The 22,948-nt window shown below is 74.7% G+C and carries 21 protein-coding genes; 7 read left to right on the top strand and 14 right to left on the bottom strand.

Annotated features, from left to right (window positions below; all coding sequences use genetic code 11):
• Window positions 1-65 precede the first annotated feature (65 nt).
• Window positions 66-1,415 (top strand): S8 family peptidase, encoded by a 1,350-nt coding sequence (locus tag ACI79E_RS18690; protein WP_456934066.1) that lies wholly within the window; start codon window positions 66-68, stop codon window positions 1,413-1,415.
• Here the strand turns inward: ACI79E_RS18690 and ACI79E_RS18695 are convergent.
• Entirely contained in the window at window positions 1,407-1,859 is a 453-nt protein-coding gene (locus tag ACI79E_RS18695) for a hypothetical protein (protein ID WP_456934067.1), read from the bottom strand. The two genes, ACI79E_RS18690 and ACI79E_RS18695, sit on opposite strands and share 9 nt — an antisense overlap.
• Before the next feature lie 232 nt (window positions 1,860-2,091).
• Here ACI79E_RS18695 and ACI79E_RS18700 point away from each other — a divergent pair, with 232 nt between their 5' ends.
• The 6 genes from ACI79E_RS18700 to ACI79E_RS18725 all read left to right on the top strand — a co-directional run bounded on the left by ACI79E_RS18700 (window position 2,092) and on the right by ACI79E_RS18725 (window position 8,481).
• A complete protein-coding gene (locus tag ACI79E_RS18700) occupies window positions 2,092-3,126 on the top strand; it encodes an alpha/beta fold hydrolase (RefSeq protein ID WP_456934068.1) in 1,035 nt (344 codons plus the stop codon).
• Window positions 3,127-3,305: 179 nt separating this feature from the next.
• Window positions 3,306-4,931 (top strand): ABC transporter substrate-binding protein, encoded by a 1,626-nt coding sequence (locus ACI79E_RS18705; protein ID WP_456934069.1) that lies wholly within the window; start codon window positions 3,306-3,308, stop codon window positions 4,929-4,931.
• A complete protein-coding gene (locus ACI79E_RS18710; RefSeq protein ID WP_456934070.1) occupies window positions 4,928-5,992 on the top strand; it encodes an ABC transporter permease in 1,065 nt (354 codons plus the stop codon). The genes ACI79E_RS18705 and ACI79E_RS18710 overlap by 4 nt, the downstream gene beginning before the upstream one ends.
• Entirely contained in the window at window positions 5,985-6,809 is an 825-nt protein-coding gene (locus tag ACI79E_RS18715) for an ABC transporter permease (RefSeq protein WP_456934071.1), read from the top strand. The genes ACI79E_RS18710 and ACI79E_RS18715 overlap by 8 nt, the downstream gene beginning before the upstream one ends.
• Window positions 6,806-7,801: an ABC transporter ATP-binding protein gene (locus ACI79E_RS18720; protein ID WP_456934072.1), complete on the top strand. Its 996-nt coding sequence runs from the start codon at window positions 6,806-6,808 to the stop codon at window positions 7,799-7,801. Before ACI79E_RS18715 ends, ACI79E_RS18720 begins: the two co-directional genes overlap by 4 nt.
• Window positions 7,795-8,481: an ABC transporter ATP-binding protein gene (locus tag ACI79E_RS18725; RefSeq protein WP_456934073.1), complete on the top strand. Its 687-nt coding sequence runs from the start codon at window positions 7,795-7,797 to the stop codon at window positions 8,479-8,481. Before ACI79E_RS18720 ends, ACI79E_RS18725 begins: the two co-directional genes overlap by 7 nt.
• 106 nt (window positions 8,482-8,587) lie before the next feature.
• Here ACI79E_RS18725 and ACI79E_RS18730 read toward each other — a convergent pair whose 3' ends face one another.
• The 13 genes from ACI79E_RS18730 to ACI79E_RS18790 form a co-directional block, all read right to left on the bottom strand.
• The gene (locus ACI79E_RS18730) at window positions 8,588-9,610 is read right to left on the bottom strand and encodes a helix-turn-helix domain-containing protein (protein WP_456934074.1); all 1,023 of its coding nucleotides are present in this window, start codon (window positions 9,608-9,610) and stop codon (window positions 8,588-8,590) included.
• On the bottom strand, window positions 9,610-10,626 hold the full coding sequence (locus ACI79E_RS18735; protein WP_456934075.1) for a phosphotransferase family protein: 1,017 nt from the start codon (window positions 10,624-10,626) through the stop codon (window positions 9,610-9,612). The genes ACI79E_RS18730 and ACI79E_RS18735 overlap by 1 nt, the downstream gene beginning before the upstream one ends.
• The gene (locus ACI79E_RS18740) at window positions 10,623-11,846 is read right to left on the bottom strand and encodes an acyl-CoA dehydrogenase family protein (RefSeq protein WP_456934076.1); all 1,224 of its coding nucleotides are present in this window, start codon (window positions 11,844-11,846) and stop codon (window positions 10,623-10,625) included. Before ACI79E_RS18740 ends, ACI79E_RS18735 begins: the two co-directional genes overlap by 4 nt.
• Window positions 11,847-11,899: 53 nt before the next feature.
• On the bottom strand, window positions 11,900-13,084 hold the full coding sequence (locus tag ACI79E_RS18745) for a thiolase family protein (protein ID WP_456934077.1): 1,185 nt from the start codon (window positions 13,082-13,084) through the stop codon (window positions 11,900-11,902).
• Between the two features lie 115 nt (window positions 13,085-13,199).
• Complete coding sequence (gene fabG / locus ACI79E_RS18750; RefSeq protein WP_456934078.1) at window positions 13,200-13,961, bottom strand: 3-oxoacyl-ACP reductase FabG; 762 nt, start codon at window positions 13,959-13,961, stop codon at window positions 13,200-13,202.
• A gap of 120 nt (window positions 13,962-14,081) precedes the next feature.
• Window positions 14,082-15,323 carry an LLM class flavin-dependent oxidoreductase gene (locus ACI79E_RS18755; protein ID WP_456934079.1) on the bottom strand — a complete coding sequence of 414 codons (1,242 nt, stop codon included), beginning with the start codon at window positions 15,321-15,323 and terminating at the stop codon, window positions 14,082-14,084.
• A 28-nt stretch (window positions 15,324-15,351) separates the two neighbouring features.
• Window positions 15,352-15,657 carry an EthD family reductase gene (locus ACI79E_RS18760; RefSeq protein ID WP_456934080.1) on the bottom strand — a complete coding sequence of 102 codons (306 nt, stop codon included), beginning with the start codon at window positions 15,655-15,657 and terminating at the stop codon, window positions 15,352-15,354.
• 51 nt (window positions 15,658-15,708) lie between these two features.
• Complete coding sequence (locus ACI79E_RS18765) at window positions 15,709-16,479, bottom strand: SDR family NAD(P)-dependent oxidoreductase (RefSeq protein WP_456934081.1); 771 nt, start codon at window positions 16,477-16,479, stop codon at window positions 15,709-15,711.
• 25 nt (window positions 16,480-16,504) lie between these two features.
• Window positions 16,505-17,278, bottom strand: a complete 774-nt coding sequence (locus ACI79E_RS18770) for an alpha/beta fold hydrolase (protein WP_456934082.1) — start codon at window positions 17,276-17,278, stop codon at window positions 16,505-16,507.
• A gap of 173 nt (window positions 17,279-17,451) precedes the next feature.
• The gene (locus ACI79E_RS18775) at window positions 17,452-18,243 is read right to left on the bottom strand and encodes an SDR family NAD(P)-dependent oxidoreductase (protein ID WP_456934083.1); all 792 of its coding nucleotides are present in this window, start codon (window positions 18,241-18,243) and stop codon (window positions 17,452-17,454) included.
• A 148-nt stretch (window positions 18,244-18,391) separates the two neighbouring features.
• Window positions 18,392-19,975 (bottom strand): ABC transporter substrate-binding protein, encoded by a 1,584-nt coding sequence (locus tag ACI79E_RS18780; protein ID WP_456934084.1) that lies wholly within the window; start codon window positions 19,973-19,975, stop codon window positions 18,392-18,394.
• Window positions 19,976-20,009: 34 nt separating this feature from the next.
• Window positions 20,010-20,801 (bottom strand): SDR family NAD(P)-dependent oxidoreductase, encoded by a 792-nt coding sequence (locus ACI79E_RS18785; protein WP_456934085.1) that lies wholly within the window; start codon window positions 20,799-20,801, stop codon window positions 20,010-20,012.
• A gap of 299 nt (window positions 20,802-21,100) precedes the next feature.
• A complete protein-coding gene (locus ACI79E_RS18790; protein WP_456934086.1) occupies window positions 21,101-22,597 on the bottom strand; it encodes an ABC transporter substrate-binding protein in 1,497 nt (498 codons plus the stop codon).
• Window positions 22,598-22,948 lie beyond the last annotated feature (351 nt).

Genomic DNA, 22,948 nt, shown 5'->3' on the forward strand with positions numbered 1-22,948 from the left:
CGTTCTCGCCGGCGCGACGGACCGCGACACTCGCTGCACGCAGCGCACCCGCGGAGGGGGAACCGGTGGACGGCTACGCACCACAGGGCATCCGCAACGCCTACTACAAGGCCCACGACACCGCCGAGGTCGTCGTCGCCCTGGAGCACGTGGACGTCGTCGTCCGGACCCTGACGACCGAGCTCGGGGTGCCGGTGGCCTCGACCACGCGCAGCCCGGACCTCGGCCTGGCGCTCGTGCGATTGGAGGGCACCGACGAGGCCGCGGCCGCCCGGGTGGAGGAGCGGCTCGCGGAGGAGGCGGCCAGGACCGGGAGGGCGGCGCAGGCCGAGCCGGCGAGGACCCCGCTGGACCGGGTCCTGCGCGGGCTGCGCACCCACTTCGCCCACCGGTACGCCGGGTGGACGCCGACCATCGGCAAGAACCGGCTGGTCGGGCACGTGGAGGGTGGCGGGCACATCTCCCACGGCGGCGGCTCGGACCCGGTGCGCTCCTCGTGGACGCCGGACCTGCGCGTGGCCCGCCCGGGGCTCGGTGTCCGCGTCGGGGTCCTGGACACCTCCGTCGCCGAGCACGACTGGCTGGCCGGCCGCTGGATCGGCTCCCCGGCGGACGTGCTCCCCACGCGGACCGGCGGCAGGCCCTACCCGGCGATCGCCGGCCACGGCACGTTCGTCACCGGCCTGGTGCTGCGCATGGCGCCCGGCTGCACGGTCGAGGCCCGGCGGGTGCTCTCCGACGTGGACGGGCAGGCCGAGTCGTGGGCTGTGGCGCAGGCGATCGTCGAGCTGGGCCGCGCCGGCATCGACGTCCTCAACCTGTCGATGGTCTGCTACACCGAGGACGGGCAGCCGCCCCTCGTCCTCGCCGCCGCGATCGACCGGCTCGACCCGGGGATCGTGGTGGTGGCGGCCGCCGGCAACCACGGGGACGCGCGCGAGCGGGACGACAGCCTCTCCGACGACGACACCCGCAAGCCGGCCTGGCCGGCGGCCCTCGACGACGTCATCGCCGTCGGCGCCGGGGACGGCCGCAGGGGCGGGGCGGAGGCCGGGTTCACGCCGACGCGGGCACCCTGGATCGACGTGCTGTCCGACGGCGTGGACGTCGACTCGACGTACCTCACCGGGCCCGTGCGGGTCGACCTCACCCTGCGGACCGACGCCGTCACGCCGTTCTCCGGGTTCGCCCGGTGGAGCGGCAGCTCCTTCGCGGCGGCACTGGTCAGCGGGGCGATCGCGGCGCGGACGGTGCCGGGGCGCACGACCGCGCGCGCGGCCTGGGACGCCCTCCTGGCCGAGCTCCCCGACGGTCGGGTGGACGCGCTGGAGAGCGGGTCGCCGCGGGTCCCGCGGTTCCTGCCGCTGCTCGACCCCGGACCGCCGCCCGAGGCCGCACAGAGCAGCTCAGAGTGAGAACCACTCGGTCCGCAGGACGCCGGCCGGGGTGCCGCAGCGCAGCTGGACCTCGCCACCGGCCGGCAGCTCGAAGGTGAAGCAGCCCACCTCGTCGACGGCCGTGTGGTCCAGCACGCCGTCCCGGCCGAGCAGGGTGACCTCGCCCTCGGTCGGCGGGACGAGCTGACCGAGCAGCCCCTCCTCGGTGACGCTGAGCTCGACCGCCAGCCGGCCGCCCTCGAAGACCAGGGTGCGCGGCGCCACGTCGGCGCTGCGGACCAGGGCGGGGTCGCCGGCCGTCGAGTCGGAGGTGAGCGCGGCGAGCTCCGCGTCGACGGTCCGCCAGGACCAGGCGGCCTCACCGGCGGCGCGCACCGCGGGCGGGATCGGCCCGACCGACCGGACCGCCTGGGCGATCAGGTCCAGGAGCCGGTCGTCCTCATCCGGGCCGGGGGTCGTCATCGGGGGTCACCTCCCTCCTCGTCCGGGTCTGCCGTGCATCGTCCACCCCCGTCCGCCGGACCACCAGGGAGCGCCGGGCTCCCCGGCCGCACCACCGCGGCCCGTCTCGATACGGACCCGCGGGAGGCCGCCGGGATACACCCGCCCGCCGCGGACCCGCGCGCGCGGCCGGGCCTTGCGGGCCGCGGAGCGCAGCCACGAGGCTGGCGCCCCTCCCAGGGAAGGAGTCGCCGTGCCCGCCCCCACCGACCACGAGCTGTTCGACCTCGGGGACCTGCCCCTCCAGAGCGGCGCCACCCTCCGGGGTGCGCAGCTGGCCTACAAGACCTACGGCACGCTCGACGCGGACCGGTCGAACGTGGTGCTCCACCCCACCTGGTTCAGCGCGTGGCACGACGCCAACGCGTGGTCGTTCGCGCCGGGTACCGCCTGCGACCCGAGTCGGTACTTCGTCGTCGTCCCCAACCAGCTCAACAACGGCCTGTCCAGCTCGCCCAGCAACACGCCGCCGCCCTTCGACGGCCCGCACTTCCCGGCCGTGACCTTCCACGACCAGGTGGAGGCCCAGCACCGCCTGCTCACGCAGAAGTGGGGCATCGAGTCGATCGAGCTGGTGGTGGGCTCCTCCATGGGGGCCGGGCAGACCTACCAGTGGGCGGTCAGCCACCCGGAGATGGTCAAGCGGGCGGCGCCGATCGTCGGCTCCAGCCGCACCAGCGAGCACAACCAGGTGTTCCTCAAGAGCCTGCGGGCGACGCTGACCCTCGACCCGGCGTTCAAGGGCGGGCACTACTCCCCCGACGCGCTGCCCACCGCGGGGCTGCGCGCCTTCGCCCGCATCTACGCCGGCTGGGGCCTGTCCCAGGCGTTCTACTGGCAGCGCGCCTACCGGGAGATGGGCTACTCCTCCCTGGAGGACTTCCTCGTCGGCTTCTGGGAGGGGTTCTGGCTCGACGGCCGCGACCCGAACAACCTGCTGGCGATGCTGTGGACCTGGGAGAACGGCGACGTCGGGAAGACGCCGGGGTTCGACGGCGACACCGAGGCGGCGCTGCGGTCGATCCGGTGCCCGCTGATCGCCATGCCGGCCCGCACCGACCTGTACTTCCCGCCGGAGGACGAGCAGTGGGCCTCGCAGTTCATCGAGCACGGTGAGGTGCGGGTCATCGACACGATCTGGGGGCACTTCGCCGGACTGGGCATGAACACGGCGGACAACGAGGTCATCGACGACACCCTGCGGGAGCTGCTCAGCCGCCCCACCTGACCCCTCGCGGGCGGGGTCGCCCGCGCGCGGTCCCCGCGCCGGAGCGACCCTGCCCGACCCCTGCCGCGCAGGTCAGGGGCGCCTCCCGGCTTCTTGCGACCGAGTTGCAACAACTACGCTGGCGGCTCCACGACGCCCGCCGACCGGGCGGCTCCCCCGACGGCGACTGGAGCCCCGCTGTGCCCCGACCTGCCCGACCGGCCCCGGCGCGCCTGACGGCGGCCGCCGGCGTCCTCCTCCTCGCCGCCTGCACGGCACCGGGCGGGGCCGGACGGGCCGGGGACGCCGCCGACCGCCGGATCGTGCTGGCCGACGCCTACGAGCCCGAACTGCTCAACCCGATGGCCGGGCACGGCGAGACCGGCGGCTCCCGGGTCTACGACGGCCTGGTGCGGCTGTCCGGCGGGCCGGGCCTCCCGGTCCTGGAACCCGCCCTGGCCGTCGCGGTGCCGGAGAGCGACCCCACGGCGACGGTGTGGACGGCGTCCCTGCGGGAGGGGGTGGAGTTCAGCGACGGCACCACCTTCGACGCCGCCGACGTGGTCGCCACCTACGAGGCGGTCCTCGACCCGGCGTCCGCCTCACCGATCGCGGCCAACTACTCGATGATCGACACCGTCGAGGCGGTGGACGACACCACCGTCGTCTTCCGGCTGGCCCACCCCTACGCGCCCTTCGCCACCAAGCTGCTGCTCGGCATCGCCCCGTCGGAGGCGCTCGCCACGCCCGGACCGGCCGAGGCCTCGCCGCTCAACACCGAGCCGGTCGGCACCGGGCCCTACCGGCTCGCCGAGCGCCGCGGCGACCGCTCGGTCTACACCGCCAACCCGAGCTACTGGGACGGCGCCCCCGAGGTCGAGGAGCTCGTCGTCGAGTACGTGCCCGACGACAACACCCGGGCCCAGCGGATGGCCGCCGGTGAGTTCGACGGCACGACCCTGCCGCCGCTGCTGGCCGCGACGTTCGACGACGACGAGGACGTCACCGTCGTCGCGCACCCGAGCGCCGACCACCGTTCGGTCTCGCTGCCGGCCGGGAACCCGGTCGCGGGCGACCCCGCCGTGCGGCTCGCCCTCAACCACGCCGTGGACCGCGAGGCGATGGTGGCGTCGATCCTCGGCGGGCGCGGGCGTCCGGCGTCCACCCCCGTCCCCGAGGTGTTCGGCGAGTACCACGACCCCACCGCCGCGTTCGCCCACGACCCGGCACGGGCCCGGGCGCTGCTGGACGCGGCCGGCTGGGTCGAGGGCCCGGACGGCATCCGGGTGCGCGACGGGCAGCGGGCCCGGTTCACCCTCATGTACTTCCCCGAGGAGACGCTGCGCCGCGACCTCGCCCAGGCCTTCGCCTCCGACGCGCTCGCGGTCGGGGTGGAGGTGGACCTGGAGGCCGTCGACCGGCCACGGTTCCGGCCGCGCATCCCGACCGACGCCGGCCTCCTCGGCGGCGGCGACGTGCCCTTCGACCCCGACACGCAGCTGTACAACGGCCTGCACTCGGTCTTCACCGAGGACGGCGTCGGCGGCCCGTTCGACAACCCGGGCGACTGGGCCGACCCGGTCGCCGACGCCGCGCTCGACGAGGCCCGGCGCAGCACCGACCACGCCGTGCGGGTGGCGAGCTACCGGACGGTGCAGCAGCGGTTCGTCAGCGACCCGCCGGCGGTCGTGCTGGCCTTCCTCGACCACGTCTACGTGGTGCGCGACGGCGGCTGGACCGGGACCGAGCCGGTCCTGGAACCGCACTCGCACGGGGTGAGCTGGGGCCCCTGGTGGAACCTGCGCGAGTGGCGGTGGGCCGGATGACCCCGCCCGGCGCCGCGCCGGGGCTGGTCGCCACCCCACCCTCCACCGGGCCCCTCCCGCACCCGGGGCCGTCGCCGCGCCGCACCCGCGCGCGGGCGGCCGCCCGCATGGCGGCCCGGCGGCTGCTGGTCGTCGTCCCGGTGGTCGCCGCCGTCTCCCTGGGCGTCTTCGCGGCGGCCGCGGCCTCGCCGTTCGACCCCCTGGCCGGCTACCTGGGCGACCGCTACCTCACCACCACCCAGGCGGTGCAGGACCGCATCGCCGAGGAGCTCGGCACCGGGCAGCCCTGGTACGTGCAGTACGGCCGGTGGCTGGCGGAGCTGCTCGCCGGCGACCTCGGCACGTCGCGGTCCTTCGGGCAGCCGGTGGCCGACGTCGTCGCCGAGCGACTGCCGTGGACGCTGCTCCTGGTGGGCGTCGCCCTCGCGGTCGCGGTCGTCCTCGCGCTCGCCCTCGGCACCTGGACGGCGCACCGGCGCGGGGGGCTGGTCGACCGGGTCGTCACCCCCGTGTGCCTGGTGCTGCAGGCCGTGCCCCCCTTCGTCGTGGCGCTCGCTGCCGTGGCGGTCCTCGGTCTGGGTCTGGCCTGGCTGCCGGTCGCGGGGCTGACCGACGCCGGCGCCGAGCTGTCGGCCGGCCAGGTGGCCCGCCACCTCGCCCTCCCCGCGCTGGTCCTCGCCTCCTCGCAGGTGCCGTGGCTGCTGCTCAACGTGCGCCAGTCCCTGCTCGGCGCCCTCACCGAGGACCACGTGCAGGCCGCCCGCTCGCGCGGCCTGCGGGAGCGGACCGTCGTGCTGCGGCACGCCCTGCCCACGGCCCTGCTGCCCTTCGTGACCCTGCTCGGCGCGCGGCTGCCCGAGCTGGTGGTGGGCGCGGTCCTCGTCGAGGAGGTGTTCAGCTGGCCGGGGCTGGCGCAGGCGGTGGTGACCTCGGCGGTCGAGCTGGACTTCCCGCTGCTGGCGTTCCTCACCCTGCTGACGACCCTCGCCGTGCTCCTCGGGTCCCTGCTCGCCGACCTCGCCTACGTGCTCCTGGACCCCCGGGTGGCGGCCGATGGCTGACCGCCGCCGGCTGGCCGGGGGGCTGCTGGTGCTGGCGGTGCTCGTCGGCTACGCCGTCCTCGTGCCGTGGATCGCCGGTGTCGACGAGCGGGTCACCGACTTCGCCGCCGCCCGGCAGGGCCCCGCACCCGGCCACCCGTTCGGCACCGACTCCGCCGGCCGCGACCTGTTCGTCCGGACGGCGGCCGGGCTGCGGGTGTCGCTGCTGGTCGCGGCCGTGTGCGCGGTCGTCTCCACGGTCCTCGGCGCGGTGGTGGGAGCGCTGTCCGGAGCCGTCGGGGGGCGGCTCGACCGCCTGCTCATGCGAGCGGTCGACGCGCTCAACGCCGTGCCGCACCTGCTGCTGGGCATCGTCCTGGTGGCCCTGTTCCGCGGCAGCCTGGCGGCGGTCGTCGCGGCGATCGCCCTCACGCACTGGACGCAGGTGGCGCGCATCGTCCGCGCCGAGGTGCTGTCGCTGCGCGACCGGGAGCACGTCGACGCCGCCGTCCTCGGGGGCGCGTCGCGCTGGTACGTGGTGCGCCGGCACCTGCTCCCCGCCGCGCTGCCGCAGGCGCTGGTGGCCGCGGTCCTGCTGCTGCCGCACGCCGTGTGGCACGAGTCGACGCTGAGCTTCCTCGGGCTGGGCCTCCCGCCCCACCGGGCGAGCCTCGGCACACTGCTGGAGGAGGCCCGCAGCTCCCTGCTGCTCGGCGGCTGGTGGACCCTCGCCTTCCCGGCCCTCGGCCTGGTGCTGGCCACCCTCGCCGTGGCCGCCGTCGGGTCCGCGCTGCGGGACCGGGTGGCCGTCCCCCGCCGGGTGGAGGTGGACCTGTGACCGGCACCGACGACGTCCTCACGGTGACCGGCCTCTCGGTGCGGTTCCGGCTGGGCCGCCGGTCCGGGCGGCGGGGGCCCGGCGCCGAGGTGCACGCCGCCACGGACGTGTCCTTCCGCCTGCGGCGCGGCCGGGTGCTCGCCCTCGTCGGGGAGAGCGGTTCGGGCAAGTCGGTGCTCGCCGGCGCGCTGCTGCGCCTGCTGCCGGACGACGCCGTCGTCACCGGGCACGCGCTGCTGACGCCCCGGGGGGACGGCCGGCGCCCCGTCGACCTGCTCACCGCCGACGAGGCGGTGCTTCGCGGCGCCGTCCGGGGACGGCGGGTGGCGCTGGTCCCCCAGTCCGCGGTCACCGCGCTCACCCCCGTCCGCACCGCCCGGGCGCAGCTGCAGGAGACGGTGCGCGAGCTGACCCCCGGGGTGGACCCCCGCGCGCGGGCCGACGAGCTGGCCGGGCGCGTCGGCCTCCGACCGGTCGACCTGGACCGGTTCCCGCACGAGCTCTCCGGTGGGATGGCGCAGCGCGTGGTCGTGGCGCTGGCCCTGGCCGGCGACCCCGAGGTGGTGCTGGCCGACGAGCCCACCGCCGGACTGGACCGGCCGCTGGTCGACCGCACGCTGGCCCTGCTCCGCGAGGTGGCCGACGGCGGGTGCGCCGTCCTGCTCATCACCCACGACCTGGGCGCGCTGCGCCGCACGGGGGTCGCCGACGACCTCGCGGTCCTGTACGCCGGCCGGGTGCTGGAGTCCGGACCCGCGGGGGAGGTGCTCGACTGCCCGGCGCACGACTACACCCGTGACCTGCTGCGCGCGCTGCCCTCGGGCGGGCTGGTCCCCATCCCCGGCGACCCGCCGCAGCTCACCGACCTGCCCCCGGGGTGCGCCTACCACCGCCGCCGTCCCGACGCCGGCCCCTGCGACGGCGGGCACACGCTGCACCGAGGCGCCGGCCGGACGGTGCGCTGCCGGCCCGTGGAGGTCCCGGGGTGCTGACCGTCACCGGCGTGGACGTCGGCCACCTGCCGGGCGCGCCGGTCCTCACGGGCGTCGACCTGCGGATCGCCCCGGGCGAGGTCGTCGGCCTCGGCGGCCCGAGCGGGAGCGGCAAGTCGACGCTGGCCCGCGTCACCGCGCTGCTGCTCGCGCCCTGGCGCGGCGCCGTCGCGGTGGACGGGGTCCCGGTGACCGGCGTCCGCCACCGCGTGCCCCGGGAGCTGCGCACGGCGGTCGCGATGGTCTTCCAGTCGCCCCGCCGCTCGGTGGACCCGCGGCTGCGGCTGGCCGAGATCGTGGCCGAACCGCTCCGGCACCGCGCGGCCACCGCGGGACGGCGCGGGGCGGGGGCGCGCGCGGACCGGGTCGCCGAGCTGGCCGCGACCGTCGGCCTGACCGCGGACCTGCTGGACCGCCGTCCGCACCAGGTCAGCGACGGGCAGCTGCAGCGGGCGTGCCTGGCCCGTGCACTGGCCCAGGAGCCGCGCTACCTGGTCTGCGACGAGATGACCGCGATGCTCGACGCGTCCACGGCCGCGGGGCTGGTCGGCGTCGTCCGGGCCCAGGTGGACACCGCAGGCCTCGGCGTGCTGACCGTCAGCCACGACGACGACCTGCTCGACGTCTGGGCCGACCGCCGGCTGTCCACCGGTCCCTGGCGGCAGCGTCCCGCCGCGTGAGCGGCCGGCGTCAGTCGTCGTCCCCGTGACAGACGCAGGCGCACTCGCCGGTGCAGAACGTGTGGTTGCCGTGGTCGCAGGGCGTCGTGTGCACTGCCCACTCCTCTCATCGGCCCGCCGGGAGGTCCGGCGGGGGTGGCAGGGGCCGGCGGCGCGGCGCCGCGGCGCGGACGGAGGGCGTCGGGTCCGGGAGCGTCCCGGCCGGGAGCCCGAGGACCACCTCCAGGCGGCGGCACGTCGGCGGTCCGGGGCTCCGGTCGCCGGTCTCCCAGGCGCGGACGGTCTGTCCCGACCGGTCGACGGCGCGGCCGAGGCCGGCCCGGGTGAGGCCGGCGGACAGCCGCGCGGCCCGGAGGCCGCCGGGGACCTCCTCCGGTCGCCAGCGCGGCCCGGGCGGCAGCGGGGGCAGCTCGATGCCGCAGGAGCCCACCACGTCCGCGGTGGGCCGCCGGTACACCACGGCCATGCGCCGGGCCACGGCGACGGGCACCCGCCGGTCGCCGGCCTCGTACCGCGCCAGCGACCCCAGGGCGATCCGCAGGTACGCCGCGGCCTCGCGCTGCGACATGCCGGCCTCCCGGCGCAGGCGGCGCAGCGGTCGCGGATCGGGCGGCGCCGGCCGGCGCGGCGGGTGCGCCGCCAGGGCCGCCACGTCGGTGTCGAGGACGCGGGCCAGTTCGGCCGCGACGCCCGAGGGCACACGGACGCCGGCGGTCTCCCACATCGACAGGGTCGTCGGTGCCACCGCCACCAGGCGCGCCAGCGCCCGCCCGGACAGCCCGGCCCGGCGCCGGACCGACGCCAGCGACGGCAGCGCCACGCCGTCCAGCCGGGCCGGCGGGGAGTCGGCGAACAGGGCGTCGACCCCGGCGGCCGGCAGCCCCAGCAGCGCGCCGAGCAGCGGCCAGTGCCCGCGGACGGGGCGGCGGACCCCCTTCTCCCACGCGGCCACGGTCGGCCGACTCACCAGCAGCGCCCGGGCCAGCTCCGTCGCCGTCAGGCCCGCCGCCGCGCGGGCCTCGGCGAGGGTCCGCGGGCGGTCGCCCACCGTCGGGGCCGGCGCGCGGCTGCCGGCGTCCCGCGGGGCGGCCGGCCGGGTGGGGACCGGAGCCGCCAGCGTGCCGGTCATCAGCGTCCGAGCGCGTCGAGGCCGGCGGTGACCAGGCCGGGCACGGCCTCGGCGGCCCGCCGGGCGTCCCGGCCGGCGTCGGCGCCGGCGTGGGCCCGGTGGGCGATCCCCTCGGCGATGACGGCCAGCTTGAGGTGGGCCAGCCCCAGGTAGAACGGCCAGTCGCCGAGGGCGCGGCCCGAGCGGCGGGTGTAGGCCTCGGCCAGCTCGTCGGGCGCGGGCAGCCGGGGGCTGGTCCAGGCCGCGGGCAGGCCGAGGACGACGTCGAGCGCCGGGTGCCGGTACACGCACATCAGCGCCACGTCGGTCAGCGGGTCGCCGAGCGTCGACAGCTCCCAGTCGACGACGGCGCGGACCGTGCCCGGGTCGTCCCGGTCGAGGATGGCGTTGTCGATGCGGTAGTCCCCGTGCACGACGGCGACCTCCGACGAGGCCGGCACCCGGTCGGCGAGCAGGGCGTGCAGCCGCTCGAGGTCCGGGCACTCCCGGGTGCGGACGGAGTCCCACTGGCGCCGCCACAGCGCGACCTGCCGGGTGAGGAAGCCCTCCGGCCGGCCGAACCCGGACAGCCCCACGGCGTCGACGTCGACCGCGTGCAGCGCGACGAGCACCTCGACCAGACCGTCGGTGGTCCGCCCCAGCACCTCGTCGGAGAGCGCGGCCAGGTCGTCGCGGTCGCGCACCACCACGCCGTCCACCCACTCGACGACGGTGAAGGGGGCGCCCAGCACCGACTCGTCCTCGCAGAGGCTGACCGGTCGGGCGACCGGCACCGCCGTCCCCTGCAGCGCGCTGGTGACCCGGTGCTCCCGGACCATGTCGTGCGCCGAGGCGGTCAGGCCGGCCAGCGGCGGCCGTCGCACCACCCAGCGGGAGACACCGTCGGTCACCGCGTAGGTCAGGTTGGACCGGCCCCCGGCGATCAGCTCGGCCGTGAGCGGGCCCGCCGGTTCCACCCCGCGGGCGACGAGGTGGGCGCAGAGGGCGTCGAGGTCCAGCCCGGGCACGCCGCTCACGACGCCGTCCGGGACCGGGCGGCCCGGACCGCGCGCTTGGCGATGGCGAACCGGTGCACCTCCGACGGCCCGTCGTAGACCCGGAACGGGCGGACCTCGCGGGCGATGCGGGCGATCGGCAGGTCCGCCGACACGCCCAGCCCCCCGCACAGCTGCATCGCCCGGTCGACGACCCGTCCGATCGCCTCGCCGCCGAACGCCTTCGCGATCGACGTCTCTTGCCCCGCCGACGAGCCGGCGTCCAGCGCCGCGCAGGCCACGTCCAGCAGCGCCCGGGTGGCCGCGAGGTCGATCTCGTTGTCGGCGATCAGCTGCTGGGCCAGGCCCAGGTCGGCGATCGCGCTGCCGAAGCCGCGCCGGGCCGCCGCGTGCTCCACCGCCACCTCCTGGGCCCGCACGGCCGCGCCCAGCCACCGCATCACGTGGGTCATCCGGGCCGGCCCCAGCCGCACCTGGGCGTTGGCGAACCCCTGGTCGACCTCGCCCAGCACCGCGTCGTCACCGACGACGAGCCCGTCGAACACCACCTCGCAGTGCCCGCCGACCATCGAGCGGTCCATCGTCGGCACGTGCCGGCCCACCTCGAGACCCGGTGCGCCGGCCGGGGCGAGGAACATCGTGCCGCCGCCCCGCTCCCCCGGGTCCCCGCTGGTGCGGGCCATGACGATGAAGAAGCCGGCCCCGTCGGCGCCGGTGATGAAGGTCTTGCGCCCGTCGATCCGCCACCCGCCCGGCACCCGGGACGCCGTCGTGGCCAGCGCCGACGGATCGGAGCCCGCACCCGGCGCCGGCTCGGTCATCGCGAACGCCGAGCGCACCTCCCCGGCCACCAGCGGGGCCAGGTACTCCTCCCGCTGCGCGGGCGTGGCCACGTGCGCCAGCAGGTGCACGTTGCCCTCGTCCGGTGCGGCCGCGTTGATCGCCAGCCCGCCGAACAGCGAGTACCCGGCCGCCTCGAACACCCGGGCCCGCTGCAGCATCGACAGCCCCAGGCCGCCGACGTCCACCGGCGCGTGCGGCGCCAGCAGCCCCCGCTCCCGCGCCGCGCCCTGCAGTTCCCGGCGCAGCGCGTCCCCGCCCGCGGCGGTCACGTCGCCGTCGAACCGGTCCTCCACCGGGAGGACCACCTCGCGCACCAGCTCCCGGGTCCGGGCCACGAGGTCGGGGACGTCGGGCTCGGCGCTCGCGGATCCGGCGGGCGCGGCCGTCGTACTGGTCACGGGGCGGGTCTCCTCTGGTGGGGTCGGGCGGGGACGGGGACCGCCGGCGCGGGTCAGCCGATCCGGCGGAACAGCGCGGCCAGCGCCTGGCCGCCGCCGATGCACATCGACACCACGCCCAGCTCGAGGTCGCGGCGGAGCATGTCCTGCACCACCCGCAGGGTCAGGATCGCCCCGGTGGCGCCGACCGGGTGGCCCAGGGCGATGGCCCCGCCGTAGGGGTTGGTGCGCTCGGGGTCCAGGCCGGCGTCCCGGATGCAGGCGACCGCCTGCGCGGCGAAGGCCTCGTTGAGCTCCACCGTGCCGATGTCGGCCGGGGTGGTGCCGGTCTGCGCGAACAGCGCCTGCAGGGCCAGCACCGGGGCGTAGCCCATGAGCTCGGGCTCCAGGGCGGCGGTGGTCACCGCCTCCAGCGCGACCAGGCCGGTGGCACCGCGGTCGCGGGCCACCTCCTCGGTGGTCAGCACCAGCGCGGCGGCGCCGTCGTTGATACCGGAGGCGTTGCCGGCGGTGACCGTGCCGCCGGCCTGGAACGCCGGCCGCAGCGCAGCCAGCGCCTCGGCGGTGGTGCCGGGCTTGGGGTGCTCGTCGGCGGCGACCGTCGTGGGCCGGCGCCCCCCGGTGGTCACCGGCACGATCTCCTCGTCGAAGGCGGCCTTGGCCTCGACGGTGGCCGCCCGCCGCTGCGACTCGAGGGCGAACTCGTCCTGCTCGGTGCGGCTGACGCCGTACCGCTCCGCGACCCGCTCGGCGGTGACGCCCATGTGGATCTCCGAGAACGGGTCGGTGAGCATCATGACCGTGCCGTCGACCAGCGTGCGGTCGCCCAGCCGCCAGCCGCTGCGGGCGCCGAAGTCGTAGAACGGCATCCGCGACATCGACTCGTCGCCGCCGGCCACGGCGATGCCGGCCGCGCCCCAGCGGATCTGCATCGCCGCCGACCACACCGCCTGCAGGCCGGAGCCGCACAGCCGGTTCACCGTGTGCGCCGGGGTCCGGGTCGGCAGCCCGGCGGCCAGTGCCACCCGCCGCGCGTTGTAGGCGTCCGCGCCGACCTGCCCGATGCAGCCCATGACGACCTCGTCGACGTCCTCGGGTGCGACCGCGGTCCGCTCCAGGGCGGCCCGGGTGGCCGCCGCACCCAGCTCGTGCGCCGGCACGTCCTTCAGCGCCCCGCCGAAGCTGCCCACCGGTGTCCGGGCGCCGCCCAGCACGACGATCCGACCGTTCTGCGTCATGTCCGTCCCTACTTCTTCTCTGGCTTCTTGCGAGATCGGTGGTACTGGCGGGCGGGCGGGGCCCGCTCCGGGAGCACCGGGCTCCGGCTGCCCCCGTGCCGGCCGGTCACCCTGCTCAGGCGCGTGGCCCGCCGGCGACGTAGACGACCTGTCCCGACACGAACCCCGCCCCCTCGCCCGTGAGGAAGGACACCACGGAGGCGATGTCCTCGGGCTGTCCGACCCGCCGGACGGGGATCTCCGCGGCCGCGGTGGCCATGAACTCCTCGAACGGGACGCCGACCCGCTCGGCGGTCGCCCTGGTCATCTCCGTCTGGATGAAGCCGGGGGCGATGGCGTTGGCGGTGACGCCGAACTTGCCGAGCTCGATGGCGAGGGTCTTGGTGAAGCCCTGCAGGCCGGCCTTGGCCGCGGAGTAGTTGGCCTGACCGCGGTTGCCCAGCGCCGAGATGCTCGACAGGTTGACCACGCGGCCCCAGCCGGCCTCGATCATGTGCTTCTGCACCGCGCGGGTCATGAGGAACGCGCCGCGCAGGTGGACGTCCATGACGGTGTCCCAGTCGGACTCGGTCATCTTGAACAGCAGGTTGTCGCGGGTGACACCGGCGTTGTTCACCAGGACCGTCGGCGGTCCCAGCGCCGTGGTGACCTGGTCGACGGCCGAGGCGACCGCCTCGGGGTCGGCCACGTCGACGGCGGCGGCGACCGCCCGCCCGCCGGCCGCCTCGATCTGCTCCGCCGTCTCCTCCGCCCCGCGCTCGTCGAGGTCCAGGACCCCGACGGCGAAGCCGTCCCCGGCCAGCCGACGGGCCACGGCCGCCCCGATCCCGCGGGCCGCCCCCGTCACCACTGCCGTCCGTCCGTTGCCGCCGCTCATCGTCCCCACTCCGCTCGTCGTCCCGCCCACCCTCACCGCCCGGGGTCCCCGCGCCGGGGACCGGACGACGCGCGCGGCGTCGCCCGGCCCCCGGGGCGGTCCTCCGGCCGCCCGGACCGCCTACTGCGGCAGCCCGCTGCCGAACTTCGCGGCCACCCGCTCCTGGGAGACCTTCGGCGTCCAGCGGTCCTCCTGGTCGGCCCAGAGGTCCCGCAGCTGCGGCATGACCTCGGTGCCGAACAGCCGGTTGTTCTCCGCCGCGACCTCCTCCGGGAGGTTCCCGACGTGCATGCAGGTGATCAGCTGGCCGATCCGCAGGTCGGTCGCCAGCGCCCGCACGCGCTGCGCCACCCGCTCCGGGGTGCCCGCGATGATGTAGCCCAGCTCGTCGTACTCCCAGAAGCTGAGCTCGCCGCGCGCGGCCTTGAGCCGCTCCTCGTTGCTGATCACCTTCGCCCGGTCCAGGGTGCTCCGGATCGACGCGGGGGTGTTGTAGCCGGGCGGGGTCGCGAACTCGATGGCGGTCGGGTTCTGCCGGTAGAAGTACTTGACCGCCTCGGAGTACTGCCGCTCCGCCTCCTCGTCGGTGTCGGCGCAGCAGATCACCTGGGTGAAGGCCATGCGGTTGGGGTTCATGTTCGCCCCCTGGCTCTCGGTGTAGTCCCAGAACCCCTTCACGATGGGCTCGGCGCTCTGCTTCCCCGAGAAGGACAGGTAGCCGTAGCAGTAGTCGAGGGCGTTGACGACGTCCCAGGTCTCCGGGCTGCCGCTGCCGGGGATCCACACCGGGATGTCCTGCTGGACCGGCCGCGGCCAGGTGTTCACGTACCGCAGCTGGGTGTACTTGCCGTTGAAGGCGAAGGGCTCCTCGGCCTTCCACGCGCGGCTGATCAGGTCGCGGGCCTCGTGGAAGCGCTCGCGCAGCTCGATCGGCGGGACCCCGTAGGAGAACGCGGTGTCCATGGGGGTGCCGAAGACGATGCCGGCGATGATCCGGCCGCCGGAGAGGCAGTCGAGCATCGCGATCTCCTCGGCCACCCGGATCGGCGGGTTGTACAGCGCGAGGGAGTTGCCGCACAGCGCGATCGCCGCGTTCTCCGTGGTCGCCGCGAGGATGCTGGCGATCAGGTTCGGCGACGGCGTCATCGCCAGCGACGTCTGGTGGTGCTCGTTGAGCAGCAGCGAGTCCCAGCCCAGGCCGTCGGCCTGCTGCATCAGCCGGATGTACATGTGGTAGTCCTCGCCCACCTGGGTGGGGTCGGCCACGGTGATGGGTGCGGTCACCCAGGAGCTGCGGTTCACGTCGCCGTAGTCCGGCGGGAGCTTGGTGTAGTACTGCTGGGCGAACCAGTGGAACTTCATCGCGGGGTCTCCTCCCTGGCCGGGGCGCTCAGGCGACGACGCCGACGAGGTGCGTCGACGACGTGGTGCCGGGGAAGTTGGCGACGTCGGCACCGAGCGCCTTGCCCTCCTCCGACCCGAGGCCGGCCTGCATGGCCGCCGGGTCGTCGAAGGTCAGCTCGGCCATCAGGTGGTACTCCGGCAGCGAGCCGTCGGGGCCGGGCTGGAACAGCGTCACCTCGATGTCCCGGAGGCCGGGCACCTTGCGCGCGAGCGGTACGTGGTTGGCCATGTAGTAGGCCTCGAACGCCTCCACGTCGGAGGGACGGTCGTACAGGACGGTCAGCTTGATCACGGGGCCCTCCCGGGGCTGGGTGTGGGGTGGTGCGGATCGGGTGGGGCGGGGTCAGCGGCCGCTGGACCCGGCCTCCATCGCGCCGCCGTCGACGCGGTAGGTCTCGCCGTTGACGAACGCGGACTCGTCCGAGGCGAGGAACAGCACCATGTTGGCGATGTCGCTGGGCAGCCCCACCCGCGGCGAGGCGACCGTGGCCAGCGCCGCGGCCGGCAGGTCGGGGACGGCGTCGAGCAGCTGCTGGGTCTGGATGACCCCGGGCGCGATCGCGTTGCAGCGCACCCCCTGCTTGCCGTGCTGGGCGGCGATGTGCCGGGTCAGGCCGATGACGGCGGCCTTCGTCGTCCCGTAGGCCGTCAGCGCGGTGCCGCCCCGCATGCCGCCCACCGACGCCATGTTGATGATCGAGCCGCCGCCGTTCTCGACCATGTGCGGCAGCGCGTACTTGCAGATCAGGAAGATGCTGCGGACGTTGGTCGCGAAGGCGCGGTCCCACATCTCGACCGAGGTGTCGATGACCGTGGAGTCGGTGAACCACGCGTCGGGGCCGACCAGGGCCGCGTTGTTGTGGATGACGTCGACCCGGCCGTGCTCGCCGATGACCGCCGCGACCAGTTCCTCGATCGACTGCTGGTCGGTCGCGTTGAAGTAGATCGGGGTCGCGGCGTCCCCGATCATGGCGGCGGTCTCCTTGGCGCCGTCCAGGTTGAGGTCGGCGATGACCACCTTCGCGCCCTCGCGGGCCAGCGTGACCGCGGTCTCCCGACCGATGCCCGCCGCGCCGCCGGTGACCAGCGCGACCTTGCCTTCGACCCTGCCCATGTCGTCTCTCCTCCGTCGATTCGGCTCAGGCGTCCAGGAACTTGCTGACCACGGACACGAACTCGTCCTCCTGCTCGACCATCGGGTAGTGGCCGGCGCCCTCGATGAGGGCGAGCTCCGCGTTCGGGACCAGGCGCACGAACTCGTCGGCGTAGGACACCGGCAGCAGGCCGTCGGAGGTGCCGTGCACCACGAGCGTCGGGGCGTCGATCAGCGGCAGGCGACGGCGCAGCCCGCGGTCGGCGATCGGCCACATGAACTTGGTGGCCGTGCCGAGGTTCTGCGCGCTGAACAGGATGGCGCCGTGCGGGTCGTCGGGGTCGGGCACGAAGTTCGTCGGCTCCTGCTTCGGCGCCTCGCCGTGCCACTTGGCGGCCTTCACCGCCCCCGCCTCGCCGAACGGGTCCAGCGCCGGCTCGTCGTCCAGCCAGATGCCGAACGGGTTGACCAGCACCAGCCGGCGGACCAGCTGCGGGGCGATGGCCGCCAGCTCCGCGGCGAACATCCCGCCCAGCGAGTGGCCGACGACGTCGACCTTCTCGACGCCGAGGGACTCCACCAGCTCGCGGTGGTAGAGGGCGACGTCGATGACGTCGGTGAAGTTCTCGAAGCCGGTGGACCTGCCGTAGCCGGGCAGCTCCGGCGCGAGCACCCGGCGGCTCTCGGCCAGCTGCTTGAGGAAGCCGGCGGCGCCGGGGTGCCGCTCGTACCCGTGCAGGTACAGCAGCGGCGAGCCGCTCCCCTCCTCCAGCAGTTCGATGTCGAACGTCCCGATGTTCGGGATCTCCAGCGTGGTCATCGCGTGCTCTCCTGACGACTCGGAACGGGGATCCGGGGCGCGTGGGCCGCGACCCGGTGCTGGTCGGCTCCGGGGGTCCGGTGGTCGGCCAGCGGATCTGGCAGGTACGGCGTCACCCGGACGCCGGACGGCTCGGTGCTCATGGCGGCGGCAGCCCCCCGGGTGTCACGTGCTCAGAAGTCCGGGCCCAGGCCGCCGATCGGCGGCATCCCCGAGTGCGCCCACAGCCCGCCGTCGGCGACCAGGTGGGTGCCGGTGATGAAGCTCGACTCGTCGGAGGCCAGGAACAGGACGGCGTTGGCGATCTCCTCGGCGCGCCCGTAGCGACCCATCGGGATGGCCTCCCGGATGGCCTCCCACGTCGCCGGCGCGGCGTCGTGCAGCCGGTCGATCGGCGGCGTGCCGATGGGGCCGGGGCAGACGGCGTTGCACCGCACGCCCTTGCGGGCGTACTCGATGCCGGTGACCCGCGAGAGGTTGACGACGCCGGCCTTGAGCATGTTGTAGGCGCCGAGGCCGAAGTCGCCGGCCAGCCCGGAGACCGAGGCGGTGTTCACGATCGACCCGCGACCCTGGGCCAGCATGGGTTCCAGGGCCAGCTTGATGGCGTACCAGTAGGAGACCAGCCCGACGTCCAGGGAGCGACGCAGCCCGTCCCACGTGAGGTCGCCGATCCGTCCGGCCTCGAACGAGACGTGGTTGTTGTGCAGGACGTCGAGACGGCCGTGGGTGCTGGTCGCGTACCCGATGACCCGCTCGAGGTCGGCCTGCTGGGAGGCGTCGGCCTCGAGGAAGTCGATCGTGGCCCCGGCCGCCCGCAGCTCCTTGGCCACGGACTCCCCCGCGGCGCCGTCGATGTCGGCGATCACCACGCGGGCGCCCTCACGGGTGAACGCCTCCGCCGTGGCGGCGCCGATGCCGGAGCCGCCGCCGGTGATGACCGCGACCTTGCCGTCGAGACGCATGCGCTGGCTTCCTCTCGGTACGGCGGCGCAACGGTGCGCTGCCGGGATCGGTGGTCCGGGGTGTGCCGCGGGGCGGCGGGGCCGGTGGAGCTGCGGAGGAGCACCGGGCGCGGGCGGTTCGCGTTCCCCGCCCGCCCGCGCCCGGGGGTCAGGCGGTGACGCCGACGCCGCGGAAGGTGGGGGCGTAGGCCGGCTCGTAGCCCTCGGGGAACACGGCGCGGTCGGTCCAGGCGCTGGGCGGGAAGTGCGCGTGGAGCGGGAAGGAGATCATGGTCCGCTTCTCCTCCTCGACCATCCGGTGGATGGCCGGGGCGCGCTCCTCCGGCGTCGTGCCGCGCAGCGCATCCAGCCAGGCCTGCTCGAACTCCGGGGTGGAGACGTTCCACGGGTTGCGGAACGCCCCGGGCAGGTAGTTCTGGTACTGCACCGTCGGGTCGGCGAACGGCGCCCCCATGCCGTTGTAGACGTTGCCCTCCTGGCGGCCGTAGAAGGTGACCGGCGTCGTGGGCGACTCGATGACCCGCGTGTTCGCGGTCATCCCGGCCTCGGCGAGCATCGGGACCAGGGCCTCGGCCACCGCGCGGTGGTCGTCGAGGCTCGGGACCAGCCACTCGAACTCGATGCCGTCGGGGTGGCCGGCCTCGGCCAGCAGCTCGCGGGCCCGCTGCGGGTCGTATCCGTACTCGTCGTTGTCGGGGGTGACGTCGGGGTTGTAGGCCCAGTGGTCCGGCGGCATGAACTGCGCGACCGGCTCGCCGAGACCGAAGAAGACGCCGTCGACGATCGCCTGCCGGTCGATGGCGTGCTGCAGCGCCTGGCGCACCCGGACGTCGTCGAACGGCGGCTTACCGGCGTTCATGTTGATCGACATCACCGACAGGCTCTTCGACGGCGCGGAGTTCAGCCCCGCGCTCGCGGCCTGCTCGGCCTGCGAGGGGTCGAGGTAGGTGAGCTCGGCCTGCCCGGTCTGCAGCATGTTGAACCGCGTGGTCGCCGAGGTCTGCACCACGATCTCGTAGTGCGCGGCCTTGGCCGCCTCCGGGTCCCAGTACTCCTCGTTGCGGTCGTACCGCGACACCTGACCCGGCACGTACTCCACCAGCGTGGCCATGCCGGAGCCGACCGGGTTCTGGTCCAGGTCCGGGTTGTCGAACGCCGCCGGGCTGATCATGCTGCCCAGCCGGTCGGTGAACAGGTTGGGCAGGTCACCGCCGGGACCGTTCAGGTTCAGCCGCACGGTGAACTCGTCGACGACCTCGATGGTCTCGACCCGGGCCAGCTGCCCCTTCAGGGTGCTGGTCTCCAGCGTCTTGGCCCGTTCCAGGTTGGCCTTGACCGCCTCGGCGTTGAACGGCGTCCCGTCGATGAAGGTGACGTCGTCGCGCAGCTCCATCACCAGCGCGGTCTCGCCGTCGACGAACTCCCACGAGGTGGCCAGCTGCGGCGCGAGCTCGTCGTTCGCGTCCAGCATGATCAGCTGGTCGTAGACCAGCCGGAAGAAGATCATGTCCCAGGCGTTGCCCGACCGGTGCGGGTCGAACGTCGAGGGGTTCTGCACGAACACGTAGCGGAAGGTGCCGTTCGGGTCGATCTCACCGGCGCTGCCGCCGCCGCTGCCATCGCCGGCTGTGCTGCCGCCGCCGCAGGCGGACAGCACCAGCGCCAGCACCGTGAGCAGGCCGACCCACAGGCGTGGTCGCCGGGGCCTGCGCACGGACGTCGTACCGCTCACTACGGACCTCCAAGAGGGGTTGGCCGGGGGTGGCTCAGTCGGTGAACTGGCCGCCGGCCGGGTGCAGGATCTGACCGGTCACGAACGAGGACTCGTCGCTGGCGAGGAACAGACAGGCCGCGGCCTGCTCCTCCGGGGTCCCGTTGCGGTGCATCGGCGTGATGCTCATGGCCCACTGGTGCGAGGGGCTGTCCTCGGCGACGTCCCACATCGGCGTCGTGGTGAAGCCCGGGCCGACGGAGTTGACCCGGATGCCGGTGGTGGCCAGCTCGAGGGCCATGACCTTGGTGAGCATCCAGACGCCGGCCTTGGACACGCAGTAGGGCGCAGCGCCGGCGATCGGGATCTTGGCCGCGGTCGAGGCGATGGTGATGATGGAGCCGCCGGTCCCCTGCGCCAGCATCTGCCGCGCCAGCGCCCGGCTGGTCATCATCACGCCGGTGACGTTGATGTCCATGACCCGCTGGAAGGCCGCCGTCGACAACGTGGTCACGTGGCCGGCGTCGCTCTCCAGGCGGGCGACCCGGTCGGCGTCGGACGCCGCGGAGGAGACGCCTGCCGAGGCGACGCCGACGTCCACCCGGCCGAACTCGGCCACCGCGGCGGCGACCAGCGCGTCGCAGTCGGCCTCCACGGTGGTGTCGGTGCGCACGTAGACCGCCCGCCGGCCGGCCTTCTCGACCAGTCGCACGGTCTCGTCGCCGGGCTGGACGTCGCCGATCACGATGTCGGCGCCCTCCTCGGCGAACCGGACGGCGGTGGCCCGGCCGATGCCGCTCGCACCGCCGGTGATCACCGCGACGCGGTCGTGCAGTGCGTGCCCCATGCCGTCCTCCTCAGCACCGGCTCCCGCCGGTCGCATCGCTTCTGGTGGCTCTGAATCTGCTGGGTGCGAGTGACCCGGACAACGGGACACCGACCACCTTGGGAGGCCGGGGCATGTTCCACGTCACACTGCCGACGACGGCCCCATCCCCGCCCCAGACCGCGGTTCTTCCGCGCCTGAGCAGCGCAGTCACCGCCTGCAGCAGGGACACGACGGCCGGGCGGGGAGTGCACCCCGCCCGGCCGTCCCGGTGCGTCGTCCGGGCGCGGGCTGGCCGTGTCAGCCCGCCCGCGCCTCGGTCAGGCGGTGACGCCCACCCCCCGGAAGGTGGGGGCGTAGGCCGGCTCGTAGCCCTCGGGGAACACGGCCCGGTCGGTCCAGGCGCTGGGCGGGAAGTGCGCGTGGATCGGGAAGTTCTTCCGGATCGCCTTCTCCTCCTCGACCATCCGGTGGATGGCGTCCACGCGGGCCTCACGCGTGGCCCCGCGCAGGGAGTCCATCCACGCCTGCTGGAACTCGTCGGTCGTGGTGTTCCACGGGTTCGAGAACTGGCCGGGCAGGCTGGCCTGGTAGGGCAGCGTCGGGTCGGCGAAGGGCGCACCCATGCCGGGGAACACGTTGCCCTCCTGGCGGCCGTAGAAGGTGACGGCGGTCGTGGGCGACTCCACGACGCGCGTGGTCGCCCGCAGGCCGACCTCGGCGAGCATCGGCACCAGCGCCTCGGCCACCGCGCGGTGGTCGTCGAGGCTCGGGACGAGCATCTCGAAGTCCACGCCGTCGGGGTAGCCGGCCTCGGCCAGCAGCTCGCGGGCCCGCTCGGGGTCGTAGCCGTACTCGCCCTCGGGGGTGATGTCCGGGTCGTAGGCCCAGTGGTCCGGCGGCATGTACTGCGCGACCGGCTCGCCCAGGCCGAAGAACACCCCGTCGACGATCGCCTGCCGGTCGACCGCGTGCTCCATGGCCTGGCGCACCCGGACGTCGTTGAACGGCGGCTTCCCGGTGTTCATGTACATCGACATGATCGACAGGCTCTTCGACGGCGCCGAGTTCAGCCCCGCCGCCTGGGCCTGCTCGGCCTGGGAGGGGTCGAGGTAGGTCAGCTCGGCCTGGCCGGTCTGCAGCATGTTGAACCGCGTCGTGGCCGAGGTCTGCACGAGGATCTCGTAGTGCGCGGCCTTGGCCGCCTCCGGGTCCCAGTACTCCTCGTTGCGGTCGTAGCGGGTCACCTGGCCGGGCACGTACTCCACCAGCGTCGCCATGCCCGAGCCCACGGGGTTCTGGTCCAGGTCCGGGTTGTCGAACGCGGCCGGGCTGATCATGCTGCCCGCGGTGGCGGAGAACAGCGCCGGCAGGTCACCACCGGGGCCGTTGAGGTTGATGCGGACGGTGAACTCCTCCACCACCTCCACCGACTCGACCCGGGCCAGCTGCCCCTTCAGGGTGCCGGTCTCCAGCGTCTTGGCGCGCTCGATGTTGGCCTTGACCGCCTCGGCGTTGAACGGCGTCCCGTCGGTGAACGTCACGTCGTCGCGCAGCTCCATCACCAGCGCGGTCTCGCCGTCGACGAACTCCCACGAGGTGGCCAGCTGCGGCGCGAGCTCGTCGTTCTCGTCCAGCATGATCAGCTGGTCGTAGACCAGCCGGAAGAAGATCATGTCCCACGGGTTCGCCGACCGGTGCGGGTCGAACGTCGAGGGGTTCTGCACGAACACGTAGCGGAAGGTGCCGTTCGGGTCGATCTCACCGGCACTGCTGCCGTTGCCGGCCGAAGCCCCACCGCCACATGCGGACAGCACCAGGGCCAGGACCGACAGCAGCCCGATCCACCACCGAGGTCGTCCTGACCTGCGGGCGGACGTCGTCGTACCGCTCACGTGCACCTCCAAGAGAAGTCGGACCTGCGCCGATTCGTGGCAAGGAACCTGGCGTGTCGGGGTGGTCGGCGACAACAGGAGTCCGACCACCCCGAGAGGCCTCCGTGTGGTCTCCGTCACACAGGGCTGTGCACGGCGACGACCGCCTGACCAGGGCGGAGGTGCGGAGACGACGACGCGGGGGGGGGGGGGGGGGGGGGGGGGGCGCCCCGGGGGGGGGGGGGGGGGGGGGGGGGGGGGGGGGGGTTGACGGGGGCGCGAGGGGCGACTCCC

This window comes from Geodermatophilus sp. SYSU D00079, assembly GCF_054050635.1.

Coding starts and splice junctions, on each gene's coding strand:
- ACI79E_RS18785 (WP_456934085.1), bottom strand. CDS start 20,801: ATGGGGCACGCACTGCACGACCGCGTCGCGGTGATCACCGGCGGTGCG.
- ACI79E_RS18745 (WP_456934077.1), bottom strand. CDS start 13,084: ATGACGCAGAACGGTCGGATCGTCGTGCTGGGCGGCGCCCGGACACCG.
- ACI79E_RS18755 (WP_456934079.1), bottom strand. CDS start 15,323: ATGAAGTTCCACTGGTTCGCCCAGCAGTACTACACCAAGCTCCCGCCG.
- ACI79E_RS18695 (WP_456934067.1), bottom strand. CDS start 1,859: ATGACGACCCCCGGCCCGGATGAGGACGACCGGCTCCTGGACCTGATC.
- ACI79E_RS18710 (WP_456934070.1), top strand. CDS start 4,928: ATGACCCCGCCCGGCGCCGCGCCGGGGCTGGTCGCCACCCCACCCTCC.
- ACI79E_RS18775 (WP_456934083.1), bottom strand. CDS start 18,243: ATGCGTCTCGACGGCAAGGTCGCGGTCATCACCGGCGGCGGCTCCGGC.
- fabG (WP_456934078.1), bottom strand. CDS start 13,961: ATGAGCGGCGGCAACGGACGGACGGCAGTGGTGACGGGGGCGGCCCGC.
- ACI79E_RS18765 (WP_456934081.1), bottom strand. CDS start 16,479: ATGGGCAGGGTCGAAGGCAAGGTCGCGCTGGTCACCGGCGGCGCGGCG.
- ACI79E_RS18730 (WP_456934074.1), bottom strand. CDS start 9,610: ATGACCGGCACGCTGGCGGCTCCGGTCCCCACCCGGCCGGCCGCCCCG.
- ACI79E_RS18770 (WP_456934082.1), bottom strand. CDS start 17,278: ATGACCACGCTGGAGATCCCGAACATCGGGACGTTCGACATCGAACTG.
- ACI79E_RS18715 (WP_456934071.1), top strand. CDS start 5,985: ATGGCTGACCGCCGCCGGCTGGCCGGGGGGCTGCTGGTGCTGGCGGTG.